Origin of the sequence: Paenibacillus sp. OK060, assembly GCF_900101205.1 — a bacterium.
Lineage (GTDB): Bacteria > Bacillota > Bacilli > Paenibacillales > Paenibacillaceae > Paenibacillus > Paenibacillus marchantiae.
Genome location: NZ_FNFR01000001.1, coordinates 611445 through 635462, shown reverse-complemented (window position 1 = coordinate 635462; position 24018 = coordinate 611445). Strand labels below are relative to the sequence as shown.

20 protein-coding genes are annotated in these 24018 nt (G+C 46.6%); 3 read left to right on the top strand and 17 right to left on the bottom strand.

Features of this window, described 5'->3' with window-relative positions; genetic code table 11:
- Positions 1-17: 17 nt before the first annotated feature.
- The 12 genes from BLS14_RS02945 to BLS14_RS02890 form a co-directional block, all read right to left on the bottom strand.
- On the bottom strand, positions 18-1187 hold the full coding sequence (locus BLS14_RS02945; RefSeq protein WP_090805747.1) for a glucose-1-phosphate adenylyltransferase: 1170 nt from the start codon (positions 1185-1187) through the stop codon (positions 18-20).
- Positions 1188-1695: 508 nt separating this feature from the next.
- On the bottom strand, positions 1696-2838 hold the full coding sequence (locus BLS14_RS02940; RefSeq protein ID WP_090949427.1) for an amidohydrolase family protein: 1143 nt from the start codon (positions 2836-2838) through the stop codon (positions 1696-1698).
- Between the two features lie 2 nt (positions 2839-2840).
- Entirely contained in the window at positions 2841-3899 is a 1059-nt protein-coding gene (locus BLS14_RS02935) for a pyridoxal-phosphate-dependent aminotransferase family protein (protein ID WP_090949425.1), read from the bottom strand.
- On the bottom strand, positions 3883-4668 hold the full coding sequence (locus tag BLS14_RS02930; RefSeq protein WP_063563380.1) for an ABC transporter ATP-binding protein: 786 nt from the start codon (positions 4666-4668) through the stop codon (positions 3883-3885). Before BLS14_RS02930 ends, BLS14_RS02935 begins: the two co-directional genes overlap by 17 nt.
- 2 nt (positions 4669-4670) lie before the next feature.
- Positions 4671-5423 carry an ATP-binding cassette domain-containing protein gene (locus BLS14_RS02925; protein ID WP_090949422.1) on the bottom strand — a complete coding sequence of 251 codons (753 nt, stop codon included), beginning with the start codon at positions 5421-5423 and terminating at the stop codon, positions 4671-4673.
- Positions 5423-6289 (bottom strand): ABC transporter permease, encoded by an 867-nt coding sequence (locus tag BLS14_RS02920; protein ID WP_090805739.1) that lies wholly within the window; start codon positions 6287-6289, stop codon positions 5423-5425. Before BLS14_RS02920 ends, BLS14_RS02925 begins: the two co-directional genes overlap by 1 nt.
- Positions 6286-7230: an ABC transporter permease gene (locus BLS14_RS02915; protein ID WP_256336130.1), complete on the bottom strand. Its 945-nt coding sequence runs from the start codon at positions 7228-7230 to the stop codon at positions 6286-6288. The genes BLS14_RS02920 and BLS14_RS02915 overlap by 4 nt, the downstream gene beginning before the upstream one ends.
- Positions 7227-8846, bottom strand: coding sequence for an ABC transporter substrate-binding protein (locus tag BLS14_RS02910; RefSeq protein ID WP_072732546.1), 1620 nt, complete (start codon positions 8844-8846; stop codon positions 7227-7229). Before BLS14_RS02910 ends, BLS14_RS02915 begins: the two co-directional genes overlap by 4 nt.
- Before the next feature lie 211 nt (positions 8847-9057).
- Positions 9058-10209, bottom strand: a complete 1152-nt coding sequence (locus BLS14_RS02905) for an iron-containing alcohol dehydrogenase (protein WP_063563376.1) — start codon at positions 10207-10209, stop codon at positions 9058-9060.
- 282 nt (positions 10210-10491) lie between these two features.
- Positions 10492-11349, bottom strand: coding sequence for a GNAT family N-acetyltransferase (locus tag BLS14_RS02900; protein ID WP_176854308.1), 858 nt, complete (start codon positions 11347-11349; stop codon positions 10492-10494).
- Between the two features lie 131 nt (positions 11350-11480).
- Positions 11481-13175, bottom strand: a complete 1695-nt coding sequence (locus tag BLS14_RS02895; protein WP_090949414.1) for a M3 family oligoendopeptidase — start codon at positions 13173-13175, stop codon at positions 11481-11483.
- A 261-nt stretch (positions 13176-13436) separates the two neighbouring features.
- Positions 13437-14243 (bottom strand): glycoside hydrolase family 12 protein, encoded by an 807-nt coding sequence (locus BLS14_RS02890; RefSeq protein WP_231952556.1) that lies wholly within the window; start codon positions 14241-14243, stop codon positions 13437-13439.
- A 688-nt stretch (positions 14244-14931) separates the two neighbouring features.
- Here BLS14_RS02890 and BLS14_RS02880 point away from each other — a divergent pair.
- Both BLS14_RS02880 and BLS14_RS02875 read left to right on the top strand, forming a co-directional pair.
- The gene (locus BLS14_RS02880) at positions 14932-15672 is read left to right on the top strand and encodes a hypothetical protein (protein ID WP_090949412.1); all 741 of its coding nucleotides are present in this window, start codon (positions 14932-14934) and stop codon (positions 15670-15672) included.
- A gap of 142 nt (positions 15673-15814) precedes the next feature.
- Positions 15815-16027, top strand: a complete 213-nt coding sequence (locus tag BLS14_RS02875; protein ID WP_053779896.1) for a cation:proton antiporter regulatory subunit — start codon at positions 15815-15817, stop codon at positions 16025-16027.
- A gap of 102 nt (positions 16028-16129) precedes the next feature.
- Here BLS14_RS02875 and BLS14_RS02870 read toward each other — a convergent pair whose 3' ends face one another.
- Positions 16130-18877, bottom strand: coding sequence for a hybrid sensor histidine kinase/response regulator (locus BLS14_RS02870; RefSeq protein WP_176854306.1), 2748 nt, complete (start codon positions 18875-18877; stop codon positions 16130-16132).
- Between the two features lie 274 nt (positions 18878-19151).
- On the opposite strand from BLS14_RS02870, the gene BLS14_RS02865 reads away from it, so the two are divergent.
- On the top strand, positions 19152-19979 hold the full coding sequence (locus BLS14_RS02865) for a protein-glutamine gamma-glutamyltransferase (protein WP_090949406.1): 828 nt from the start codon (positions 19152-19154) through the stop codon (positions 19977-19979).
- A 187-nt stretch (positions 19980-20166) separates the two neighbouring features.
- Here BLS14_RS02865 and infC read toward each other — a convergent pair whose 3' ends face one another.
- The 4 genes from infC to BLS14_RS02840 all read right to left on the bottom strand — a co-directional run bounded on the left by infC (position 20167) and on the right by BLS14_RS02840 (position 23875).
- Positions 20167-20658: a translation initiation factor IF-3 gene (gene infC / locus BLS14_RS02860; RefSeq protein ID WP_090949404.1), complete on the bottom strand. Its 492-nt coding sequence runs from the start codon at positions 20656-20658 to the stop codon at positions 20167-20169.
- Positions 20659-20783: 125 nt separating this feature from the next.
- Entirely contained in the window at positions 20784-21716 is a 933-nt protein-coding gene (locus tag BLS14_RS02855; RefSeq protein WP_063563370.1) for a manganese-dependent inorganic pyrophosphatase, read from the bottom strand.
- Positions 21717-22022: 306 nt separating this feature from the next.
- Positions 22023-22754 (bottom strand): metallophosphoesterase family protein, encoded by a 732-nt coding sequence (locus BLS14_RS02845; protein WP_371121412.1) that lies wholly within the window; start codon positions 22752-22754, stop codon positions 22023-22025.
- A 113-nt stretch (positions 22755-22867) separates the two neighbouring features.
- Positions 22868-23875: an LLM class flavin-dependent oxidoreductase gene (locus BLS14_RS02840; protein ID WP_090949395.1), complete on the bottom strand. Its 1008-nt coding sequence runs from the start codon at positions 23873-23875 to the stop codon at positions 22868-22870.
- Positions 23876-24018 lie beyond the last annotated feature (143 nt).

The window sequence follows — 24018 nt, the reverse complement described above, 5'->3', positions numbered from 1 at the left end:
GTCCTTTGGGGTTTAGATTAGGCTTTACTTGTCATTCCCTCGAGAAGCTGACGTTCCAGCTCTTCCTGATCGACCAGTAATATATCACTCTCATCCTCAGGGGCGGGTGACAGATGTACTCCATCCGGGATCACCAATCCTTCGGCAATAATAGCTTTGTGAATGCGTACATTTTGACCGATCTTCACTTTTGGCATGATCACTGAATCGGTTACGGAACTGTTCTCTCCCACCTCAATACCGTAGAACAATACCGAGTGTTTAACCTCACCATGTACCACACTACCTTCACTGATGATGCAATTCCGTACCTTCGCCGATGGTGAAATATATTGCGCAGGCTGATTCGGATTACGAGTATAGATACGCCAATCCGGATCGTTCAGGTTAAACGGCGTTTCCTCATCCAGCAGGTCCATATTGGATTCCCACAGACTGTGGATTGTACCGACGTCCTTCCAATACCCTTCAAATGGATAAGCGTATAGTGATTTTTCATTTTCAAGCAGCAAGGGAATGATATCTTTGCCAAAATCATAGGAGGTGGATGCCTGCTGTTCGTCCTGGATCAGGAAGCGTTTCAGTACATCCCACTTGAAGAGATAGATACCCATGGAAGCAAGCGTGCTCTTTGGTTCAGGAGGTTTTTCTTCGAATTCATAGATGCGATAATCATCGTGGGTGTTGAGCAACCCAAACCGGCTGGCTTCTTCCAACGGAACGTCAATGACCGATATGGTGCAATCTGCATCCTTTTCTTTATGGTATTGAAGCATTTTCTCGTAATCCATTTTATAGATATGATCCCCTGACAAGATGAGCACATGCTCAGGATCGAATTGTTCGATAAAATTCAGGTTACGGTATATCGCATCCGCCGTACCGCGGTACCAGCTACTGCCGTCTTCACGTTCATGAGGAGGAAGTACATATACCCCGCCATTTTTGCGGTCCAGATCCCAATCACTGCCAATGCCGATATAAGAGTGCAGCACCAGTGGTTCGTATTGGGTCAATACACCGACCGTGTCGATGCCAGAATTGGAGCAATTACTTAGAGGAAAATCAATGATGCGGTAGGTTCCGCCAAAATAAACAGCAGGCTTGGCCAGTGATTTGGTCAGTCCCTTTAATCTTTTGCCTTGCCCTCCAGCGAGCAGCATCGCTACAACTTCTTTTTTTGCCATCATTACAGCCTCCTCCATGTGCATTCGTTCTAAATCATTTCAGAGCCCATAATCCGATATGCTGTTGTGTGGACACTTTTGTCATGATTAGGAGCATGCTGTACAGACTATGTTGCTCGGAAATTCCAGCCAAACGTTATTCTTTGTAATGTCTGAAAGTAGATGATACATGCAGAATTGCCTGTACTTGTTGTGTAGAGGTGATAGGTGGATGTAAAAATCAAGGTGTACCCCGTGTAAAATGCAATACACTACTCCTATATAACATTAAACACGAAACGGGCTGAGGAATCTTGCTGGAAAACTTCGACAAAAGTTTAAGTGGATATCACTCCTTCCTTTATGCCGCTGTTATTAAATATTGTATTCGCTGATGGGTCTGCAAAATCCTTTTGGAAAACTTTTGGGGATTTAATTATCGCTTAACATTCGCCCGACAACCTGCTCCTTCGAAAGCAACATAGCGCTCATTGCACTCACATGTAAAGAAAAAAACGCAGAAACCAAGTTATGGTTTCTGCGCTCCAATAATTACGGACACGATGCTCTTTCGCAACTGATCTGCATTTTTCGTTTGATACGGATCGGCATTGAAAATAATAGCATCCGCAATATAGCCTTCTGCAATCTGTCCCAATTCGTTGCCACGACCCAGAATATCAGCAGCGTTTGACGTCGCAGATTGCCACGCCTCTGCCCGGGTCAGGCCATAATCGATCAGCGTATCCAGCTCTTGCAGATTATAGCCATGCAGTGAAGGTGTGGCGTAATCGGTACCGAAACCGAAACGGACTCCTGCTCTTTTGGCATATCCGATGGCTGTAGAATGAGCTTCCGCAGCGCGCGCAGCACGATCACTGATAACAGTAGGCAACGCCAGCACGCCTTTTGGATCTGCGGCAATACGATATATCGATGTGGTGGGCACAAATGCCGTTCGGGACTGCGCAAGCCTGCCCGCCTGATCCTCTGATAAGAACATTCCATGTTCCACCGATTCCACCCCGGCCTGAATAGACCAGTCTATCGTCACTCCACCCCAGGTATGAACCAGCACCTTTTTATGGTTGGCATGGGCATGTCGAACGATGAACGCGAACTCTTCCTCCGAAAATACAGGATCGAGCACTTGTTCCGTAGGGGCTCCCAGTCCACCTGTCGCCATGATTTTAACCCATCCTGCGCCTGTATCAAAAATTCCGTTCAGCCGTTGTTCCAGATGCTTCACACCACGGGCATCTGCCGCTCCCAGCATTTCACTGCTGGTTTCAACTCTTAAGGGGTGTTGATAGTGCTGAGCGAGATGCCGAGCGGTGCTTGGCAGCATTCCACCTGCATCACGAGCCGTAGTTACTCCCGTCCGGAGGGTGGCTGCAAAAGCTTGCGCCTGCATCACTTCGATCTCATGGCTGTCACGCTTTAATTGATCCGCATGGTCAAAGTCTGTCCAGGCCAGATGTGTATGAAGATCAATAACTCCGGGACTTATCCATATATCTGTACCCGGAAGCGATGCGTTATCATTCTGCGGCACGGATTCTGTAACAGATGCAAACCGGCCATTCTGAATCGAGATATCGAACCGTTTGCCTTCAATGCCTGCTATAAAGATATGTTTGAAGCTTTGCTCTTCCGATTTTACCTGGGTCATATTCATTTCCCCCAAACGAGGCGAACAGCCTGGACTGCTTGCTCATGGTCCTCATTTAATAATGCCGCAATGGTCGCAACAGCTTCCTCCACTCCTGCCAAGGACGCATTAACTCCAAAATGATTAATTCGCAGAAGCTGACCAAAAAGTTCTCCATCCCCCGGAGCAACGATGCCGATCGGCTGATCGATATGCAACTTCTCCTCCCCGGAAATTCGAACCGTGGTTGTGAGAGTCGAATATGTTCTGTTATCTTTTTGCCAAGGCTCCAGACCCAGGGCCTGAATTCCCGCTATAGCAGATAACGCAGCCTGTTCATGACGCTTGATCACCTGCTCCAAGCCTTCAGACTCAATAGCTGTCAAAGCCAAAATCAGTGCTCTGGCTTCCAGCGTTGGAATGTTGGGAGGAACGCGGACGGGTGCAGCCCCATCGCCGGGTGGCTTCAGATCAAGCAAAGACAGGATGGAGTTGCGCGGTGCATGTGCATTGGATTCGAGAAATTCCCATCCACGCGGCGAAATGCTTACTGCGCTGATGCCGTTAGGCCCGGCCAGGGCTTTTTGTGCACCCACAGCTACAAAATCAACGCCCCATTCATCGACCAGCAGAGGCTCTCCCCCAATCGCTGATACAGAGTCACTCACCGTAATCAGGTTTTGGGCACGCGCAATCTTTATAATTTTTTCTGCGGGATTCGACCCGCCTGTAACCACCTCTGCTTGAACAAAGGATAGTGCGGACGGTTGATACTTTTCAATCGCAGCAGCTACCTTCTCCACAGGTACAACTTCATCAAAAGGAACTTTGACTTCAATAACCGTTGCCCCTCCACGTTCAAGCCACTGACCAAACAAACTGCCATAAGGCCCTGTTACGACATTAACTATCGTACGACCCGGTGCAGATATTCCAGCTGCCACGGCCTCTATGCCCAAGATGGCCTCACCCGGGATGATCACCGGAGGATACTTTGTATTCAAAAGGTTGGAGAGCAATTGCGTAAGTTTATCGTATTCCGACAGGGTAAGGGGTATGTTTCCTTTATATTGTTGGCTCATATAAACCTCCTATAGAACTTGATTTCGGCATCTTTGGAACTGCGGACAGCAGCTCTCGGCTGTATGCCGTTTCAGGTCGTGTGAAGAATTGATCTTTGGGACTAATCTCCACCAGCTGACCCTGCCGCATGACTGCTACCGTATCGCTAATGGCATGGATAACTCCAAGATCATGAGAAATGAACAGAAACGTAAGATTAAGTTCCCTCTTAAGTGAATTGAACAAATCGAGCACACTCCGCTGCACAGAAACATCCAGTGCACTTGTCGGCTCATCCGCAATTAGCAGACTCGGCTCTACGCTTAAAGCGCGTGCAATGGCGATACGTTGGCGCTGACCGCCGGAGAATTCATGCGGATACTTGTCCAGTGCCCTGCTTTCCAACTGAACACGGGCCAAGAGATCTCTCGATCTTTTCTCCACCTGTGAACGGTCTACAATGCGATGAAACAACAGCGCTTCAGCAAGAATCTGCCGAATGGAATGTTTGGGATTCAGTGAAGCATCCGGATTTTGGAAAATCATCTGTATGCTTTTATACTGCTCACGACTTCTCTTCTTCTTTAATTGCTGATCTCCCAGCAAAATCTGCCCCTCATCTGGCGTAATTAATCCGGCAATGACTCTCGCAAGGGTAGATTTGCCCGAACCGGACTCACCAACAAGACCAAGCGTGGTATGCCTCTGAAGATTTAGTGTGATGTTATCCAGCGCAGTAAAGTCACCATATTGAACCGTTACATTCTGAACCTGCAAAGCTAGTTCCATAGTTATTCGCTCCCTTCTAGCTTCGGTAAAGGAAGCACCGAGTTAATAAGCATCTCGGTGTAAGGATCTTGCGGGTTTTGCAAAAGGCCAAGCGAATCCCCGTGCTCCACGATCCGCCCTTGCTTCATCACGCACAGCTTCGAGCACAGCGTCGCTGCAATCGCCAGATTATGTGTTACAAACACCATGGCGAATCCCAGTTCACGCTGCAAACGTTGGATCGTTTCTATAATTTGACGCTGCACAGTAACGTCCAGTGCCGTTGTTGGCTCATCACAGAGCAGAATGCCTGGCTTGCACGCCAGAGCCAATGCAATGACTACCCGCTGACACTGCCCACCTGACAGCTGGCTAGGGTATCGATCCTCACGCCTCAATGAGTCGGGAAGCCCCAACAGTTCAAGTAATTCCAGCGCTGCTACCCTGGAGGCCTTCCTGCTTAACTTTTGCCTGTAATAGACAACTTCCGCCAGCTGTTTAACAACGGGACAGAGCGGATCGAGCGCACCTCTCGGGTCTTGAAACACCATGGCGCTGTTCACACCACTCCGAATGGTTCCACCCGTCTGCTCCACACCGCTTGGTAACAGTCCCAGAATGGAACGAAGAGTTAATGATTTACCGGAGCCGGATTCACCTACTAATCCCAGGCTCTCCCCTCGCCCAAGCGAGAAATGTACATCTTGAACTAATTTTTGATTTGACTTGGTTGACAGAGATAGTGCCTTGACTTCAAGAATCGGTTCAGTGGACATTATTTTTTCCTCCATACATCGGCCAATCCATCACCGACAAGCGACAAAGCAATTCCTGTGTAAACGACTGCAAATCCCGGAACTGCCGAGAGCCACCAGGCTGTCGTGATAAAGGATTGTCCATCCGAGATCATCGTGCCCCAATCCGGGGTCGGTGGTGCGATGCCAATGCCCAGGTATCCAAGCGTAACAATCGCCACCAGCAGCCCCACCATATCCGTCATGAGGACAACGATCGCCTGAGGTAATACATTGGGCAGGAGATGACGAAGGATAATCCGTATTCCCGGCAAGCCCAACGTCTGTGCGGATGCGATCCATTCCTGCTTGCGGTACGATGCACTCAGCCCCCTGACGACACGGGCAAAGACAATCCAGCCAACGAGCATAAACGTAATATAAATCCCCCGCTCACCTGCTCCACTGGCAAAAGCCACGATAATGACGATGAGATAAAAAGGGAAAGCGATAAATGTATCGGTGACCAACGATATGATCTTATCAGTCCATTTTCCGTAATACCCTGCGAGCATCCCTAGAAATACGCCCATGCAAAAAGGAACAATTTCCGCCAGCACCATAATGCTCAAATCGGTACGCGCGGCATAGATCAGTCTAGTGAACAAATCGCGTCCCAGTTGGTCTGTGCCCAACCAATGTTCAGCAGACGGAGGTTGCAAAAAGGCACTCAAATTTTGCTCCGAAGGGTCATAAGGACTAATCCACGGTATGATTACAGTCAAGATGATCAGCACGGCAAACATCACACTTCCCACAAGCAGGGAAGGAGTTTTCAATATACGATTCATGAGACTGGTGTTTTGGCTGTCTTCATATAACTGAGGTTCTATTTGTATCGTTTTCATGGTTTTCCTTTCGTTCTGGGATCAAGCCACCTGGAAAGAAGCTCTATCAGGAGACTGATGATCACGACAGATACAGCACAGTAAAGGGCTATGCCTTGAATGACCGGGAAATCCCGTTTGGAAATGGAACTAAACAAAAGACTGCCAATTCCTTTGATACCAAATACCTGTTCAACGACCAATGTGCCGCCAATGAGATAAGAGATATTAACGCCAAGAAGAATCAGCGTCGGAAGCGCCGCATTGCGCAGGACATGTTTGAATAGAATGACCCGGCTCGGTAATCTCGCAGCCTTCAATGTAACTACAAAATCAGATTCCAGTACTTCAAGCATCTGGGCTCTCAATGAACGGACCAATGTCGGAATCTGTGAAAAAGCCACGGTTATGGCGGGAAGTGTCAAACTGTATAAGGTGCCCCACCACCCTTCCCCAACTCCACCAACGGGAAACCAGTGAAGATGAACACTCAGCAGCAGAATCAAAAGGATGCCAACCCAGAAGATTGGCATACCTAGCGTTACCGTAGGAAAAATACGTATCAAATGATCCAGCAGCTTATCCTTGTGTGTAGCGGCCAATGTAGCAAGCACGAGTGCAATGACAATTGACAATGCACATGCCATGCCAATGAGCAGCAAGGTAACGGGTGCCCGATCAGCAATCAACTCTCTAGTCGAGGTTCGGTTAATAATGGAATTGCCGGTATCCCCCTGAGTGAACAGTGTCTTCACAAACCGTATAAATTGTTCCCCCAGCGGCAGATCCAACCCGAGAGCATGGTGCATGCTCTCCACGGCCTCGGGGGTGCTGTACTCGCCAAGAATCATTTTAGCAGGATCTCCTGGTACCATTCTGATGAGAAAAAAGACTGCTGTCATCACACAAAGGATCACTGCCAACGCTCTTCCCACAGTACTGATCAACCAGAACTTATTCATTTCTGAATACGAACGTCTTCAAAACGCACACTGCCATTAGGCAAAACAACAATGCCATCTACTGAAGAACGAACGCCAATCAGAATATCCGGATAATAAAGCGGAATGTAAGGCACTTCATCGGCAAGCGTTTGAAGCAATTTGGAGTATATTTCGGCACGGCCATCGCCGTCCGGTGTTTGTTGACCTTTATACAGAAGCTTGGTTACTTCATCATTGGTGTAATGCGTCCAGTAAGATTTGCTGAAGCCATCAGGGTCAGTCTGGAACGCAACGATTGAGTTCGCTTCCGGAGAATCGGCTTGCCCACTGTTCAGCATCGCTGCGAAATCATAAGCAAAGAATCGTTCACGGAAGGTAGCCAGTTCAATCGATTCAATCTCGATATTAATGCCAATTTGTTTTCCCGCTGCCTGAATGATTTGCGCTTCTTGCGCTCTGGTGCTGTTGCCGGAAGCTACAAGCAGTTTTGTAGTGAATCCATCAGGGAAGGCCGATTTGGCCAGTTCCGCTTTGGCTGCATTTACATCAAAATTTAATGCCTTGAGAGTATCATTCGAATTGTAAGGAATCGTTGTAGGCAGCAATGAATTAGCAGTCTGTGCGTAACCAAAGGTAAGCGCCTTAGTCAGACCGTCACGATCAAGTGCCAGAGCCAATGCCCGGCGAACATGCACATCGGAAAAATGCTTATCCAACGTATTAAAGAACAATTGCTCTGTCACCCAGCTGCCGTTGGTTACAACGGTTGTATCCGCGCCATTTTTGATTTCATCAGCATTTTGCAGAGCCAGCGACTCAATCGCATCTACTTCTCCCGCCTTCAACTGGTTGATTGCTTGGCTGTCATCTTCTATCAGCTTGTAAACCAGCTTATCAACCGATGGCTTTCCTTCTTGCCAGTAGTGAGTGTTCTTCGTAAAGGTCACATCGCCTGCAGGGTCCCACTGTTCAACCACGAACGGTCCTGTACCTACCGGCTTCTTGAAAAATTCTTCCTCGGTAACTCCGCCAAAATTGTTCGGAATAATACCGTTCGAGAAGTTGGAAAGCTCAGAGATAAATGGCGTATACGGCTCTTTAAGCGTAATCACCAATGTATGGCTATCCGTTGCTTTGACAGTGTCTACCTTGGCCGATATTGCCAATGGGCCACCAACCTTCAAGTGCCGCTCCAGCGAGAATACGGCATCCTCTGCCGTAACATCTGTGCCGTTGGAGAACTTCAAGCCATCACGCAACACAAACGTATACGTCAAACCGTCATCACTGATGTTATGCGACTTGGCAAGCCAGTCCACAATCTCGCCTTTGTTGTCAAAAGCAACCAAAGGTTCAAATACTTTATCAATGGCAAAAGCATTGTTCGATGTAATCTGATTATGCAAATCAAACGAGGTTACGGAAGCCGGCCGACCATATACAAAAGTCCCCCCCGTTGCAGTCTCGTCCGTCTTTGAATTTTCATCCGTACCTTGGCTCGTGCCTGGCTGGGCTGCTGCATTGGGAGCAGGATCATTGGTCGATCCGGAGCAACCGCTAACGATTACCAATAATAGAACGGCTAACGCTCCTACCCATAATGACTTTCTCGTTGATGATTTAAACTGTGACATGACTGACTCTCCCCTTCCAATAAAGCTTATGTGTTTAGTATGGATTGATTATGGATTAAAGCACCCCCTCTGTCAAACAAAAAATAATGACTATTGCGAGATAAAACTATTTTATCCAATGAAGGAAATGAATCCGTATTTATAAGGCTCAGAAGCACGTGTCACACCAAAAAAGCCAGAATATATTCTGGCTCTCTCTTTGTTCTTAACTTTATATGATTTTGCGGAATAGCTCCATCACTTCATCCCTGGAAGGTTGATACGGATTGCCCGGTGCACAGGCATCTTTCATGGCATTATCCGCCAGCAATTCAACATCAGGATCTTTCACACCCAATTCTGACAGTTTCTCAGGAATGCCTACCTCCTTGGAGAGCTGACGAATGGCTTCGATCACGTACTCCGAGCACTCCTCATCCCGTTTTCCTTTTACATCCATACCGATTGCTTTGGCAATATGACGGAATTTACCTGGCACATGCTTTGCATTCAATTCCTCTACATAAGGGAGCAACATCGCGTTACATACCCCATGCGGAAGGTCATAGACTCCACCAAGTTGATGGGCCATCGCATGTACATAGCCCAAGCCTGCATTGTTAAAAGCAATCCCGCCAAGAAAACACGCATACGTCATATGCTCTCTTGCTTCCAGATCACTACCATCCCTGACCGCTCTGGGCAAATATTCAAAGATCAGCTCAACGGCAGCAGCCGCTGTAGCACTCGTCACCGTGAACCCGCCAGGCGTCACCATGGCTTCCACCGCATGGGTCAATGCATCCATGCCCGTGGCCGCTGTAAGACTGGCTGGCTTGCTCAGCATCAGTTCCGGGTCATTCACCGACAAGTCAACGAGACTGTTTCGATCCACCATCACCATTTTCACCTTACGTTCCTCATCTGTAATCACGTAGTTCATGGTCACCTCACTCGACGTGCCAGCCGTTGTGTTAATGGCAACAAGCGGCACGGACTTGTGTTTCGATTGATGCAAACCTTCATAATCACGGATATGTCCACCGTTGGTTGCAACAATGCCAATTCCTTTGGCAGCATCCTGAGGTGAACCTCCGCCTATCGATATAATGGCGTCACAGCCATGATCCTGAAATACCTGAAGTCCGTCATGTACATTCTGACAGGTGGGATTGGGCTGAACCTCATCATATACCACATAGTCTAACCCTGATTTTCTTAGTATAGACAGCACTTGTTCAGCAACGCCGGAAGAAATCAATCGACGATCAGTTACGACAAGCGCTTTGCGAATACCCATATTCTCAATCATCTTGCCTGCTTCGTGTAAACATCCTCTGCCCATCAAGTTCACGGGCGGAACATAATAAGCGTGTGTTGCCATCTGAACCAGCCTCCTGTTACCCCTGATTTACTATCTTTATTGTAACTGAATCCGTTTTCAGATATAGTGAAATAAATCACAACCGAGTTGATAAATGTTTCATTTGCACGGAATTATCTAAGAATTATCCAATAATCATGAATGCTCTTCAGTAACTTGCTTATCTGTGCTTGAATTAAAAAGGGTAACTTGATCTTGGATTCACAAGTTTCACCGCTCGAATCAAAAAACAGGGGCTATCCCTGGTCATTTTCATGACTTCGGGACAGCCCCTACAGATATTCAGTAATTTAGAAGCTCCTGAATCGGCATGTAATAGACGGGATAAGCTCTGCCTTGATCAAAACCAAGCTTACCCGCTATCGCGATGGAATCATGACGGAATTCCTCTGTCGTCCAGTGTGGAACACAATTCCGTTCCAGAACGGATTGCACATAAGCGCTTGCCATGGCCGTAGCCAGGCCCTTGCCACGGTGTATCGGATCGTAGGTGTTGATGCCTGTTTCATGGTGAATTCCACTGACAAACACAGAGATACATGTACCTACAACCTGCCCTTCATATACCGTGCATGTGCCTTCTCCGTATCGGAAGAAGTCCTCCAGCGAATGCCAGAATTTCAAAATTTCCTGTTCAATGATACAGCTTTTGTCCTCCAGCATTACAGCTCGATCGATAATTTGAAGCTTATATCCCGGAGGAACGAACAAGGAGCTGGAACTGCGTTCCAGCCACTGTTCATACTTCGCAAGATTGAATTGAAAAGGAACTCGCAATCCTTCTCGCAAACGCCCATTGAACATGTGATCCAGGACGGGAGACCAATCTGAGCCGGGCTCGGGGTAAACTTCAAGATTCAGCATGTCTTCGCCAGCATCTAACGCTTCAGGTAATAGCTCCTGAACAAGTACCTCCCTAACAAGGCTAATGAATTGTTCATTATCCGATCTTCCGATCAGGTAAAACATTTCGTTTTCGGCCCAAATCAGGGCGCTTTTCGGCGCATGAAGCTGGTCTGCATAGACACGCCCCCGTTGAAGTCTCGTAAGCACTCCACCCATAACCACATGCCCGTTCGTTCCCGAGATGAAGGGCGCTAATTGCTTCCTTTGGGACGGTTGATCCAGTAAAACCAACATGGTATAACCTCGCATTCTTTGTATAGGTAGGGAAATGAATACATTTAAATCCGCCCTGCCTCAGAATGCTGTAACGTCAGGTTTTTTCCTCGTTCCCTTTCACCTCTTCGACCTTTATTTTTATTTTTCGCTTACAACGCTTTATCGTCTACTGCATCCAACCAGGCTTCGATATCGCCGATGACGGAGGATACGCAGCCGTCTTCAAACGGAGAATTCAAACCTGCCAGTTCTACCAATCCTGTGAAGGACAGGCTTCCTCCGGCTTTACATAATGTCAGATAGTCAGCCCATGCGGACTTCATATCCTGGTTACTGCGTTTCCAGAACTGGAATGCACAGATTTGTGCCAGTGTGTAGTCAATGTAATAGAACGGCGACGAGAAGATATGACCCTGTTTGTGCCAGAATCCGCCTTGTTCCAAATAGGCGTTATCTTTGTAATTGATGTGCGGCAGATAGGTCTTCTCAATATTGCGCCAAGCCTGCTTGCGCTCCGCTGGTGTTGCATCCGGATTTGCATATACAAAATGCTGGAATTCATCGACTGCTACGCCGTAAGGAATGAAGAGCAGTCCGGAAGACAGGTGATCAAATTTGTATTTGTCCGTATCTTCCTTGAAGAACAATTCCATCCACGGCCATGTGAAGAACTCCATGCTCATGGAATGGATCTCTGCCGATTCATACGTTGGCCAGTTGTACTCAGGTACTTCGAAGTGACGACTCTCATATACCTGGAACGCGTGACCCGCTTCGTGTGTCAATACGTCGATATCGCCTGATGTACCGTTAAAGTTGGAGAAAATAAACGGCACTTTGTAATCGTTCAGGAAGGTGCAATAGCCCCCGCCCTGCTTGCCTTTTTTGCTCACCAAATCCATCAATTCATTGTCGGTCATCATCTGGAAAAACGTATCCGTTTCCGGTGACAATTCAGCGTACATTTTCTTACCATTGTCAATGATCCAGTCTGCATCGCCTTTAGGTGTCGGGTTCCCTGTCTTAAAGCTGAAGCCCTGATCATAAAAGTAGAGGGTATCCACATCAATCCGGCTGCGCTGACGTTCTCTGAGCTTCGTCGCTACAGGCACGATATAATCACGGACTTGTGCTCTGAAATTGGACACCATCTCCGCGTTGTAATCCGTACGGTTCATACGGTCATAGCCGAGTTCAACATAAGATGGGTATCCTAGCTTCTTCGCGATCTGTGTACGCACTTTCACCAATTCGTCGTAAATGCGATCGAATTCAGCCTCATGTTCAGCCATAAACGTATATCTTGCTTCGGATGCACGTTCCCGCATGGAGCGATCCGTGGACAACTCAAACGGATGCAGCTGCGGCAATGTGCGTTCTTCACCTTCAAACGGAATTTTGGCCGAAGCAATCAGCTGGTTGTATTCCGTGGAAAGTTTGTTCTCTTTCTGAAGGTCCTCGATAATTTCCGGGCTAAATGTTTTCAGAGACTGATCCGCCAGCTGGAACAGCTGTGAACCCCATTTTTGTTCCAGTTCACCACGAAATTTGGAGTTTACCAATGCCCGATAATAATCGGTGATGTATTCTTGAATGATTGGAGAGCTTTCATCCAGAAATTCATTTTCTTCTTTGTAAAATGTATCATTGGTATCAATCGAATGACGGATGTAGACCAATTGTGCCTGAGTCTCAAAGTCACTTCGCAAAGCGTTAATCTTGTCCATATATCCACTCTGCTCTTCAACCGTAGTCGCGGCTTCAAAACCACTCAGAAGCTCACGGAATGACGTTTTGATTTGTTCCAGATCGGGACGTGTATACGTATACTCACTAAATTTCATTTATGTACACCCTTTCCTGTTAGGCATATTTCGGGATTCCCCGAGTTGAACTAAACCCTATTATACAAAAGAGCAGCCTAAAAATCCCAACTTTACGAAAAATATTTGTCCATCGGTCAAATGCAGCTACATCACTCGTTACATATGTTACGCATGAATTTTAGGTCCAATACACAAGTAAAAGATGCTGCGTCAGCAGGAAATGGGTTTTCCTCCGAGCAGCATCTCATTAAATCAGGAATAAGCGTATAAACAGAGCCGTTACTGCACGTTCACATACCAGTTAGAGTAATTGATCTGGCCGCTGCCTTTCGTAATTTCGGTTCCATACTCAACACTGCTTACATATTTGCTGTTGGTAAAGTAACTTTTGGAGATCAGATAATCAGTGAAGTTTTTGACGTTGATGCTAAAGTTGTTAGGGGATTTTGACTTCTTCAGGAACGAGTATACCCACCATTGATGCACTCCGTTGTCGGTAATCTCGCCGCGATACAGATCATAGGTTTGTCCACCAATGGATACATCCGAGAACACTTTGGAACCAATAGGACCTACACCGGAAGTCCAATCGTTCCAGATCATAATCTCCTCGGTGGGTGTGCTTGACCAGGTCGCATTGCCGATGTCATGCAGCCAGATATCATACGCATTATTATATTCCCCTGTAGTGTTGGACGCCTTAGAATAACTTACTCCGGTATTGATACTTTTGTTCGCAGACAATCGCGTTGGCAGCCCACTGCCTGGCGTGAAACCCTCAGTCCAGTGCCAGCCGCTGACAAGAGAAGGATAAGCTTTGACTCCACCGGCAGTCGTTGGCCAGTTCCAAACGTAACCCAGATCAGTATTACTGTTCACATACACGGACTGGGACCAGCCACTGACACTTGAGCTACCCCAGCTATTGTTGAATATATAATACTTGTTGTTGCTGAAATTAAGTTTGGCATACGCTGTGGAATCCGATGCTGCGCTGGCTGTAATTGGAACGGCCGCAATCAGTAATGACATGACCAGCAGCATCCATGCTTTCTTGCCTGATCTTTTTTTCATCTTCAAACCCATAATGTTAGCCTCCCGTAAATTTTATGTAAACGCTTACAGATGTAAGTGTAAAACATTTCCATGTACAAGCATACCACTTAAATCAGACATTATTTCATGCTATATTTAGACTTTTTGGCATTATATACAAATAAGCCCGCCTCGCATCCATTGCGAAGCCAGCTTATAGGCTTGTCTTTTCACATTTCTTTTCAATATACCCTAGTGTTGATCGTTGTCCATAATCTTGTAGAACCAGCCCATTCCGACCATTCCCACAACCATAATGATACCCATAATAATGATATATGTCATGAATGTAACCCCCCTGCTCCGTATTTCTTCACACTACTATCAGTTTACACGGTGAAACCCATTTTGAATTGACTGAACATTGACAAAAATACGAAATCTTCATTTCCACTCCATATATCGTGTCCTTTTTCATTGTAATTCCAACCGGTATGTCATTCATTCGATTATTCCACATCACCGGATCTGCATCCAAATGTTCACTTGCTGTCATTATCCAATCTCTCCTTTAATGCTTCGGAGCCTACTTTTTCACTCTAATTTTATAGATATATCATATCATAGCGTACGATTTACCTTGCTCTTATAGTGAACAAAGTTTCATCCGCCATCCTTACGGTGTATACTATACTTCTATGAATTGGAATTGGATTATACGCAGAAAGGTTTGAACTGAATGTCGACTCGCATACCCTATTATCGTCAGCTATTACTCGCTTTTTTACTAACTCTTATGCTGTTTATACTATCCGCTTGTGCTGATGGTGAAGCTCATGTCACGGTTAATATGGACGGTTCATCCGATCTGGCCCTGAAGCTCAGCGTAACCGACTCAGCCCTGGGAATGATGGGACAAGACAATCTCATGACAATGCTCGCAAATACGTTGAAGCAGAATAATTTCCAGGCCGAAGTTTCGGACCAGGGAGATCGGACACAACTCAAAGCGACGACCCATTATGAGAAAAGTAATACCGTCTCTACCTTCAGCACGTCGGATCTGCCTGATGGAATCAAAATGGAGCAATCCACTACACCTGGATTTTTCACTTCCAAATTGCATATTGCTGCGGAAGCAGACCTGATGCAGACCATACCCGATGGTGAGGTCAAAGACCAAATTAATAAGGTCCCCGGATTTCTCAAAAACCTGCTGCTGAAAGATGTTAATTTTGATTTCAAGCTGACGCTGCCAATCAAAGCGCAGGATTCCAATGCAGATCTGGTTGAAGATCACGGAAAAACCCTAATTTGGCACGTCTCACCACTGAATACGAATAAGCTAGATTTGACCGTACAGGTCCCGAATATTCGGAACATTATAATTACGGGGGGCATTGCCTTGGTGCTGATCATTGCATTACTTATCTGGTTCATGGTCCGTCGCAGACGAACCCGACAGAGTCGGAATGTATAACTAACCACAGCGCAATAAGCTTGGAGGAGATGACTACTATTTCATTTCTGACTTGCCAAATGATGTTATGGATAGTAGAATACATCCGTACTGTGTGAACGGTTAACTTAACTATGGAAAAGCTAAAGAGGTGACAGGTTTCATGAATATCCGGGAATGCCCATTGCCTGGTATCGGAGTGAAGTACCAGTTTGATACAAAAAGCGGTAATAAGTTGGTCATTATTGTCCACGAAGACGGACGCCGTGAATTATTCTCGGTGGACCCCAATGACAACGAAGAACTTACCCTAATTGCAGAACTGGAAGATGACGAGTGTGTAACCCTTTCGGGATTAATTGGAGGATGGTCCTGACATCTGTCAGGCTACTACCAACACCCCCGGAAGACCAAAATAACCTGCCCTTGAATTTCAGAGGCAGGTTATTTTTTTCGATAACTTGACACAAGCAGCCCATTAGCGCTCATGCTGGGAGCGTATGTACGGAACCCATGTGTTTAGCACACGACTTATTTCCGTAGAGCTGAACGGTTTGCTGATAAAGTCCTGCATACCGCATTTCAGACAAGCTTCACGGTCGTTCGCTCCTGCAAATGCCGTGATGGCAGCAATGACCGGAATTTCAGGGTGGGTTTGCCTAATCCGGCAGGTCGCTTCAATCCCATCCATAACAGGCATTTGGATATCCATAAAGAGAAGGTCGTATGTTTCCCTTTCCAATGCTTTCACCGCTTCTGCACCGTTCTCCACGATATCACATAGACCGCCGTGCTTACGAAGCATTTCCTCCAGCAAATGGCTGTTCAATGACTGATCCTCAGCTATAAGAATTTTGATCCCCGCTGCCAGACTTGTTCGATCCAGCTTCAGGTTGTGATCAGCCACCTCTTCAATCTGATCCGTGGACTCATCTTGCCATCGTTCAAGTAACAGGGTGAAGTGGAAATCCGCCCCCTCACCTGTCTCACTCTGTACACCAATGGCGCCGCCCATCAGTTCCACCAGCTTCTTGCTGATGGCCAGCCCCAGACCTGTGCCTCCATATTTGCGATTGATAGCCGGATCGAGCTGTGAGAAAGACTGGAACAGTTGATGCTGCTTATTGAACGGAATGCCAATCCCCGTATCTTTGACCGAAACGGACAAGATCAGATGATTCTCATTGTAAAATTCCGCTGGCTTAACGTTCACGTGAACCTGAATGCTTCCCTTCTCCGTGAATTTGATGGCATTGCCTACTAGATTAATCAGAATCTGACGAATGCGAGTTTCATCGCCTCGTACGCGTTCGGGAATCTGCTCTGACATTTCACAGTATAGTTCAATATTCTTTTCGGAAGCTCTAAGCGCAAATAGTTCCATGACCCCGCCAAGAACAGATTTAATATCCACTGGCTGGCGTTCAAGATCCATTTTCCCTGCTTCAATCTTACTGAAATCCAAGATCTCATTCAGAATGTGCAGCAGTGATTCACCACTGTCGATGATGATATCGGCGAAGCCGTTCTGCTCCTCATCCAACTCTGTTTCTTTTAACAGATGGGCCATGCCCATAATTCCATTCAGAGGTGTACGAAGCTCATGACTCATAATCGCCAGGAACTCGGACTTGGCTCGGTCCGCATGTTCTGCCACTTCCTTGGCACGAATGATGTCCTTCACCGATGTCATATCGCGGAAAACCAGTACAGCTCCACGATTCTCCCCCTGCTCCATTATCGGTTTCAGTTGGAACTCCGCCAGGAAGCTGGAGCCATCCTGCTTCCAAAATACAGACTCAGATCGCGGCAGGCTTCGCCCTTCACGTACAGCTTGAAGAATAGGAGTGCTATTGGACGGATAAGGTATACCCTCACTTTGCATTTGTAACATGATCTCTTCAAGTGGCTTGCCATTCATCTCAGACGGACAGAAATCCATCATCTCCGTTGCAATCGGATTGGCAAATATCAGGTTACCATTCTGATCGAGGCCAATGACTCCCTCAGACATGGCATTGAGAATCAATGCTCTTTCGTAACTGAGATTTTCAATTTCCTCTACATACCTTTTAGACTCCGTAATATCACTAGTTATTCCATAGACGCCCACGACACGATCCTCGAGCAAAATGGGAACATTAATCACACTTGTTTCAATGCGCTGTCCGTCTTTGTGAATCAACCCCACTTCATAGCTCTGTGCGATTCCTTTTACAGTCTCTTCAAAATGATACCTCGTCTTATCCAGGTCCACCGGGTCAATGAGATGATCAAAGGATGAACTAAGAAGTTCCTCCTTGGTATGGCCTGTCAATTGCTCTTGACCTGCATTGGCCTTAAGCAGGTTTCCGTCCAAATCCAATGAAGCTACTCCAAGAGGGTTACTGTCGAACAATGATTGGTACTCCTGAAGACTTAATTGCTGCTGCTTGCTCGCTGTAATATCACGGGTCACTCCGATCATTTCCTGCAGATTTCCCTGTATGTCATATACATAATGAGTGATGGTATCCGCCCATATAACAGAACCATCCTTATGTTGGAGCCGATAGCTAATTCGATCAGGTGCAAGGCCCTGGATTTGACCAGCCACGAAAGCTTCAACTAGACGCACATCGTCGGGGTGAATGCAGAACAGGCCAGGTTGACCAACAACTTCTTCTGGATCATATCCCAACATACTTTTGCTGGCTGGAGATACGTACTTGAACGTCCGCTCCGGATCGGCATGGTGTATGGCAATCAGGTCAAGCGAGGACTCGGCCAGCAATCTTGAGATTCGACTGCTCTCCTCCAACTGCTTGCGCTGTATAATCAATCGATTCTCCGCGTCCTTCTGCTTCGAAATATCCGCTGCCTGAACAAGCAAATAAAGCGGCTCGCCGCTCACTTCATCCCTGACGATGCAGGCTCTTACCGTCGCCCAGAGAAGAGAATCATCCTTACGCTTAAGCCGTAACTCAGTTTCATACATCAGACTTAATCCATTGGTCATATCCCAGAAATGGGATCTGAACTCCTCCATCTCTAAGTCTTCCTCATAGATCATATGTACAATTGGTGAGTCAATCAATTCATCTTCACTGTATCCCAGCATTTCACAAAATGCCGGATTAAGCTGAAGCCAACGTCCGTTCACATGCGAAGCAACAGCAATGCCGATCGGTGCATGTGTATATAACTGCTCGAACAGAGAGCGATTCTCTGCAATTGGATTCGACACCACATATCCTCCTTTATGGGGAATCTGAATATATTCCGTATGAACAGATCGACCTGAACATAACTTCATCTATAAGAGTAGTACCCCAAATATCATGATTTATAAACGAGATCAACAAAAATTCCAGGCAATAATCGACATTCTTATCGTGTGTTCATGCTGTCTGTACTTGTAGACATACAAAATCGCATAAGTGTCGTCATATACTACAGAATACGCGTGCATACCCGTTTGTACAAGGCTGAACATCCAAATGATACTGGAGGTTATGATTATGATCATTGTTGCGAATCAACCGATTGAGCTGGTACGTTCGGATTGGTCTGCTTTTGCATGGCATTGGTTACAGCAACTACAGAACAGTCCAACAGTATACACATATCAATCCATGGATCATCTTCATTTTGAATGGACGTTGCGCGAGTCTCTGGTGGATGCAGCAGAAGCGCTCGATCGAAGCGGGGTCAGCTTTGCCTCGTTCGAGAAATCCAGATGTAATCCTGCCTATTGGAACCGAAATGCTGAAGGTGGCTTTGAACTAAGATCTGAGGTAACGCCTGCGGAAGGAATCCGGGACATATGGAAGAATGGTCATTTGTATGCCTTTGAATGTGCAACAGCGACTGTGATTGTCCTTTATGGCGGAGTATTGAACAGCATTCGGGAAGATGATTTCAATTCACTGTTCCGCAACCTGCTGCTCTACGACTGGCACTATGACAGCGATCTGCGATTAACGGAGAAGAACGGCAGCGACTCTGCGCTTCCTGGAGACGTATTGTACTTCAAAAATCCGGACGTTTCCCCTGAAACACCAGAGTGGCAGGGAGAGAATACCATTATGCTTCGTGAAGACGTATATTATGGTCATGGAATCGGGATTGCAAGCGGGGAAGAAATCATTCGTTCACTGAATCAAAACCGCATTCCTGGAAGTACAGTGTCAGCCTATTTGATGGATACGGTAATTTATCCGGACTTTCTATATCTATCCCGCTACGCCAAGAGCAGTAACTCGAATTCACAAACAGCCTCATCTACTCCGGTCTTGCCGGGACAGTTGTATGTACGCATCGGCGGCAGCCGTTACTTGCGAGTCTAAACAACTTGAAGCGTAATTATCATTAGGAGTACAGAATTGCTATAACGATATTTCATGCTGAAAACCCCGTAGAGCAGCAGGTCAACTGTTGCTCTACGGGGTTTTTAGAACATTAGGAAAAGCCAACCTAATAACAACCGGATTGTCCCACAGTTCCTTGTTATTTAGCTGAATTCGTTCATCTTTGTTATCCAATGGGGTCTAACTGTACAACGACCTGTTTGCCGCTCACCTGAATACCTGTCGTTTTACTGCCATACTCAGCCAGAGATTTGCACAGCTGTTCTGCCCATTCCTTGCCTGCTGTTCCTTCCTTGGCTCCATGCACCTGGATGACGAGCTTCACCGAGTCCCCCTTCGTCAGGATACGCTCTGCCTGAGATTGCTTGGTCTCCCGATCGTGGTCTTCCATCTGCAGGTTCAGTCGGATCTCCTTCACTTTACGTTTATCCAGGGATTTTACCGCCTTCTTCTTCTCTTGCTGCTTTTCCTGTCTCGCTGCTCCAGCGCCCATCAGTTTGCATGGCGGCGGGCTGGTCATTAGAGACATACAAATCAGATCCACCTTATGCTGCTTCGCAAGTGCAAGTGCATCACGAGTAGACATGATGCCGAGATCTTCACCGTTCAGGCCGGTCAGCTGGACTTCAGTCGCTTTAATTTTTTCATTTTTGATCATGGTACATCCTCCTCTACAACAAAAGCCTGTCCTGACCTATGACAGATCAAGAGCAGGCTTGGATGTTGTAACTGAATATTCATCATATATCTGGACGTAATGGTTATACGTCGGTTTTGTGCATCTTACAACGAGTTGAACGCTTCGGTCAGAACTGGAACGATTTGCGATTTGCGGGATACTACGCCTTTGAGCAGCGCTCTGCTATCCGACAATGTTACATTGTACGCTTTTTCTACAGCTTTGGTGGAAGCACCATAAGCCAATGCAACGGAATCGTTGTTCAGGATGTCGGTTACGACAAATACGAACAGGTCGAGACCTTTGCTGGAAATAATCGCTTCAATCGCTGCTTCAAGCTCAGGTTGTTTCACAAGCACATCATTCACGTCAATCGCGTTCACTTGTGCAATTTCCACTTTTGCTTGGCCCATAGCGAATTCTTTCGCATCCAGGGAAATCAGTTCAGCAATCGTTTTCTGACTCAGGTCCGCGCCCGCTTTCAGCATCTCCAGACCATAGCTGTCTGCATCCACACCAGCAATGGCAGCCAGTTCACGTGCTGCTGCTACATCTTGCTCTGTGCATGTTGGGGATTTGAACAACAGGGAGTCGGAAATGATCGCGGACAGCATCAGACCAGCAATCGGTGCGCTGATTTCCACGCCGTTTTCTTTGTACAATTTATTCAAAATGGTTGCTGTACAACCTACAGGTTCTGCACGGAAATACAGAGGCTGGCTTGTCTCAAAGTTTGCGATCCGGTGATGGTCGATAACTTCAACAACAGTCACTTCCTCAATATCGCTGACACTTTGTTGACGCTCATTGTGGTCAACCAGGATGACCTTGTTCACTTCGTTAGCTGCTGTTTTGATCAGACGTGGCGCTGCCACTTTGAATTGGTCCAATGCAAATTGAGTTTCGCCGTTTACTTCGCCTAGACGAACAGCTTCAACGTCCTGACCCAATTTTGTTTTCAAGTCTGCATAGGCAATGGCCGAGCAGATCGTATCCGTATCGGGATTTTTGTGACCGAAGATTAATGCTTTTTCCATATTAATAGCCCTCCGTCAATTCTGATTTAGATTAATAAAATGTAATAATTCAAGCATACCCTTACTGATTATAGCGTTAATAAGGCTTAATTCCAATCCCTTTACAGCGAATTAATTACAAAATCATGTCAGGGTCTTGCCTTTATACTCCGTAAACGAATGCACAACTCTGCCGTTCCGCCAGCTTCGATCCATTGTCGGTATGTATACCAATCCACATTCTCAAGAAAGTAAAAGGTTAGAGCTTCAACGGGATTTAATTTATACTTTTGTTTAAAGAGATTTATTTGAAATTCGCCGCGTGGATTAAACCTCGGGACCCTCACGGGTCTCTCCTCTTTTCACAAAAAGAGTCTGTAGACTCCCGTCTTCGCTGATCTCCAGCAAGTTCAATCGAGCACCATAAGCACATCCGCCATCAATGCCAATCTTGTCTCCACTGGGGTCAAACCAGACACCTGGCTCGTTATGCAAATTTTTGACTGGAGTATGACCGAATACCACCGTCTCCTTGAGCGATGTTGGTCTTGAATAGAACGGCTCCCGAATCCAAATGAAGTCACGCTCTGACTGAGTCCGCCAATCCTCCACATCCGGATTAATCCCGGCATGTACAAAGATATAACCAGGAATTTCGTATACAAGGGGAAGCTGTTCCAAAAAACGAAGATGATGCTCATAGTGTGTACGGAGCCACTGTTTGGCTTCAGTATAAACATCCCAGTCCAACTGCTCATCATCCAAAGAAACCTCAACATAGCTGGCCAGCGTCTGTAAGCCCCCATTACGAATCCAGTGTTTGTCATAGTCCTCGACATCATGGTTCAGCGCCTTGACCATCATCGCATCATGATTTCCTTTGATCGCAATAATGTTGTACTGCTCGTGCATCTGCATAATCTGTTCCACGACCTCTTTACTCTTCGGTCCGCGGTCGACATAATCACCTAACAAAATCAGCTCGTCCTGCTCCGGATCGTAGGCTGCCTGCTCAAGCAGAGCATTGAATTCGTCGTAACAGCCATGAATATCACTAATGACACATCTGCGAATGTGAATCTCTCCTCTCCCTGATCACGCAAGAGTATAACCGGAACCTTGCTAAGCAAGGCTCCAGCCATTTCAGAATACTAATTCCCGTTCAGTACCGATTAATCCTGCTTTATACCAAAGGCTTCCGCTATCAGGCTGAATGAACGCAAACGATCCTCGAATGAGTGAATCGCTGATGCAATAATAACTTCATCCGCTTCATAACGTTCAGCCATTGCCGTAATTTTGTCTTTTACCTGATCCGGTGTACCTACAATGGAAAAAGAACGGCGTTGACGGATCTGTTCCATCTCCATGGCCGTAAATGGATAGTTGTTCACCGTTTCCAGGGATGGGAATGAGTTCTGCTCCAGACCCCGGCCAAGCCGCAGGAAGAATAATTCATTGCTGCGAGCCAGTTCAGCGGCCGCTTCTTCAGTCTCTGCACAGAATGCCGACACCGCAATCATGGAATGTGGTTTGTCATTCAGGATAGAAGGCTTGAAATGTCTGCGATAATGCTTCATCGCTTCCTCTCCACCCGGCGTTCCGAAAAATTGGGCAAACGCGTAAGCGGTCCCTTGTGCTGCAGCAATTCGTGCACCTTCGGAACTGGAGCCGAGCAACCATACTTCGGGAACAGTGGTTACAGATGGCCCAGCTACTAGAGAAGCAAAACGGTGATCCTCCGGCAGCTGTTCATGAAAATATCCACCCAGATCGGAAATCTGCTGCGGGAAGAATTGCACATTCGATGACTTTCCTTCATTCAGAGCTCTGCTGGCAATCGGCATGCCTCCTGGGGCTCTACCAATACCAAGATCGATTCGGCCAGGGTGTAGTGCTTCCAGCAAACGAAAGTTCTCGGCAACTTTATATGCACTGTAATGGGGCAGCATAATGCCTCCTGAACCTACGCGAATTCGATCGGTATGTGCTGCAACGTGTGCAATCATAACTTCCGGACTGGAAAATGACAGTGCCCCGCTGCCATGATGCTCCGACATCCAGAAGCGGGAGAAGCCCAGTTCATCCGCATGTTTGGCAAGAGTTACCGTCTCCCGAAGGGTATCCTGTACCGTCCGTCCTTCATTAATATGTCCATGTTCAAGTACACTAAGTTTCATCTATATTCATTCCTTTCGTCATCTGCGTTAGTGGCTGCATCTTCCATTGTAACATTATTGATTACAGTTTCAAAGGTTATCTCCTTTTCATTACACGTTTCGATTTACGATGAATAAACAAATAACGCCACCAGCTCGTGAGC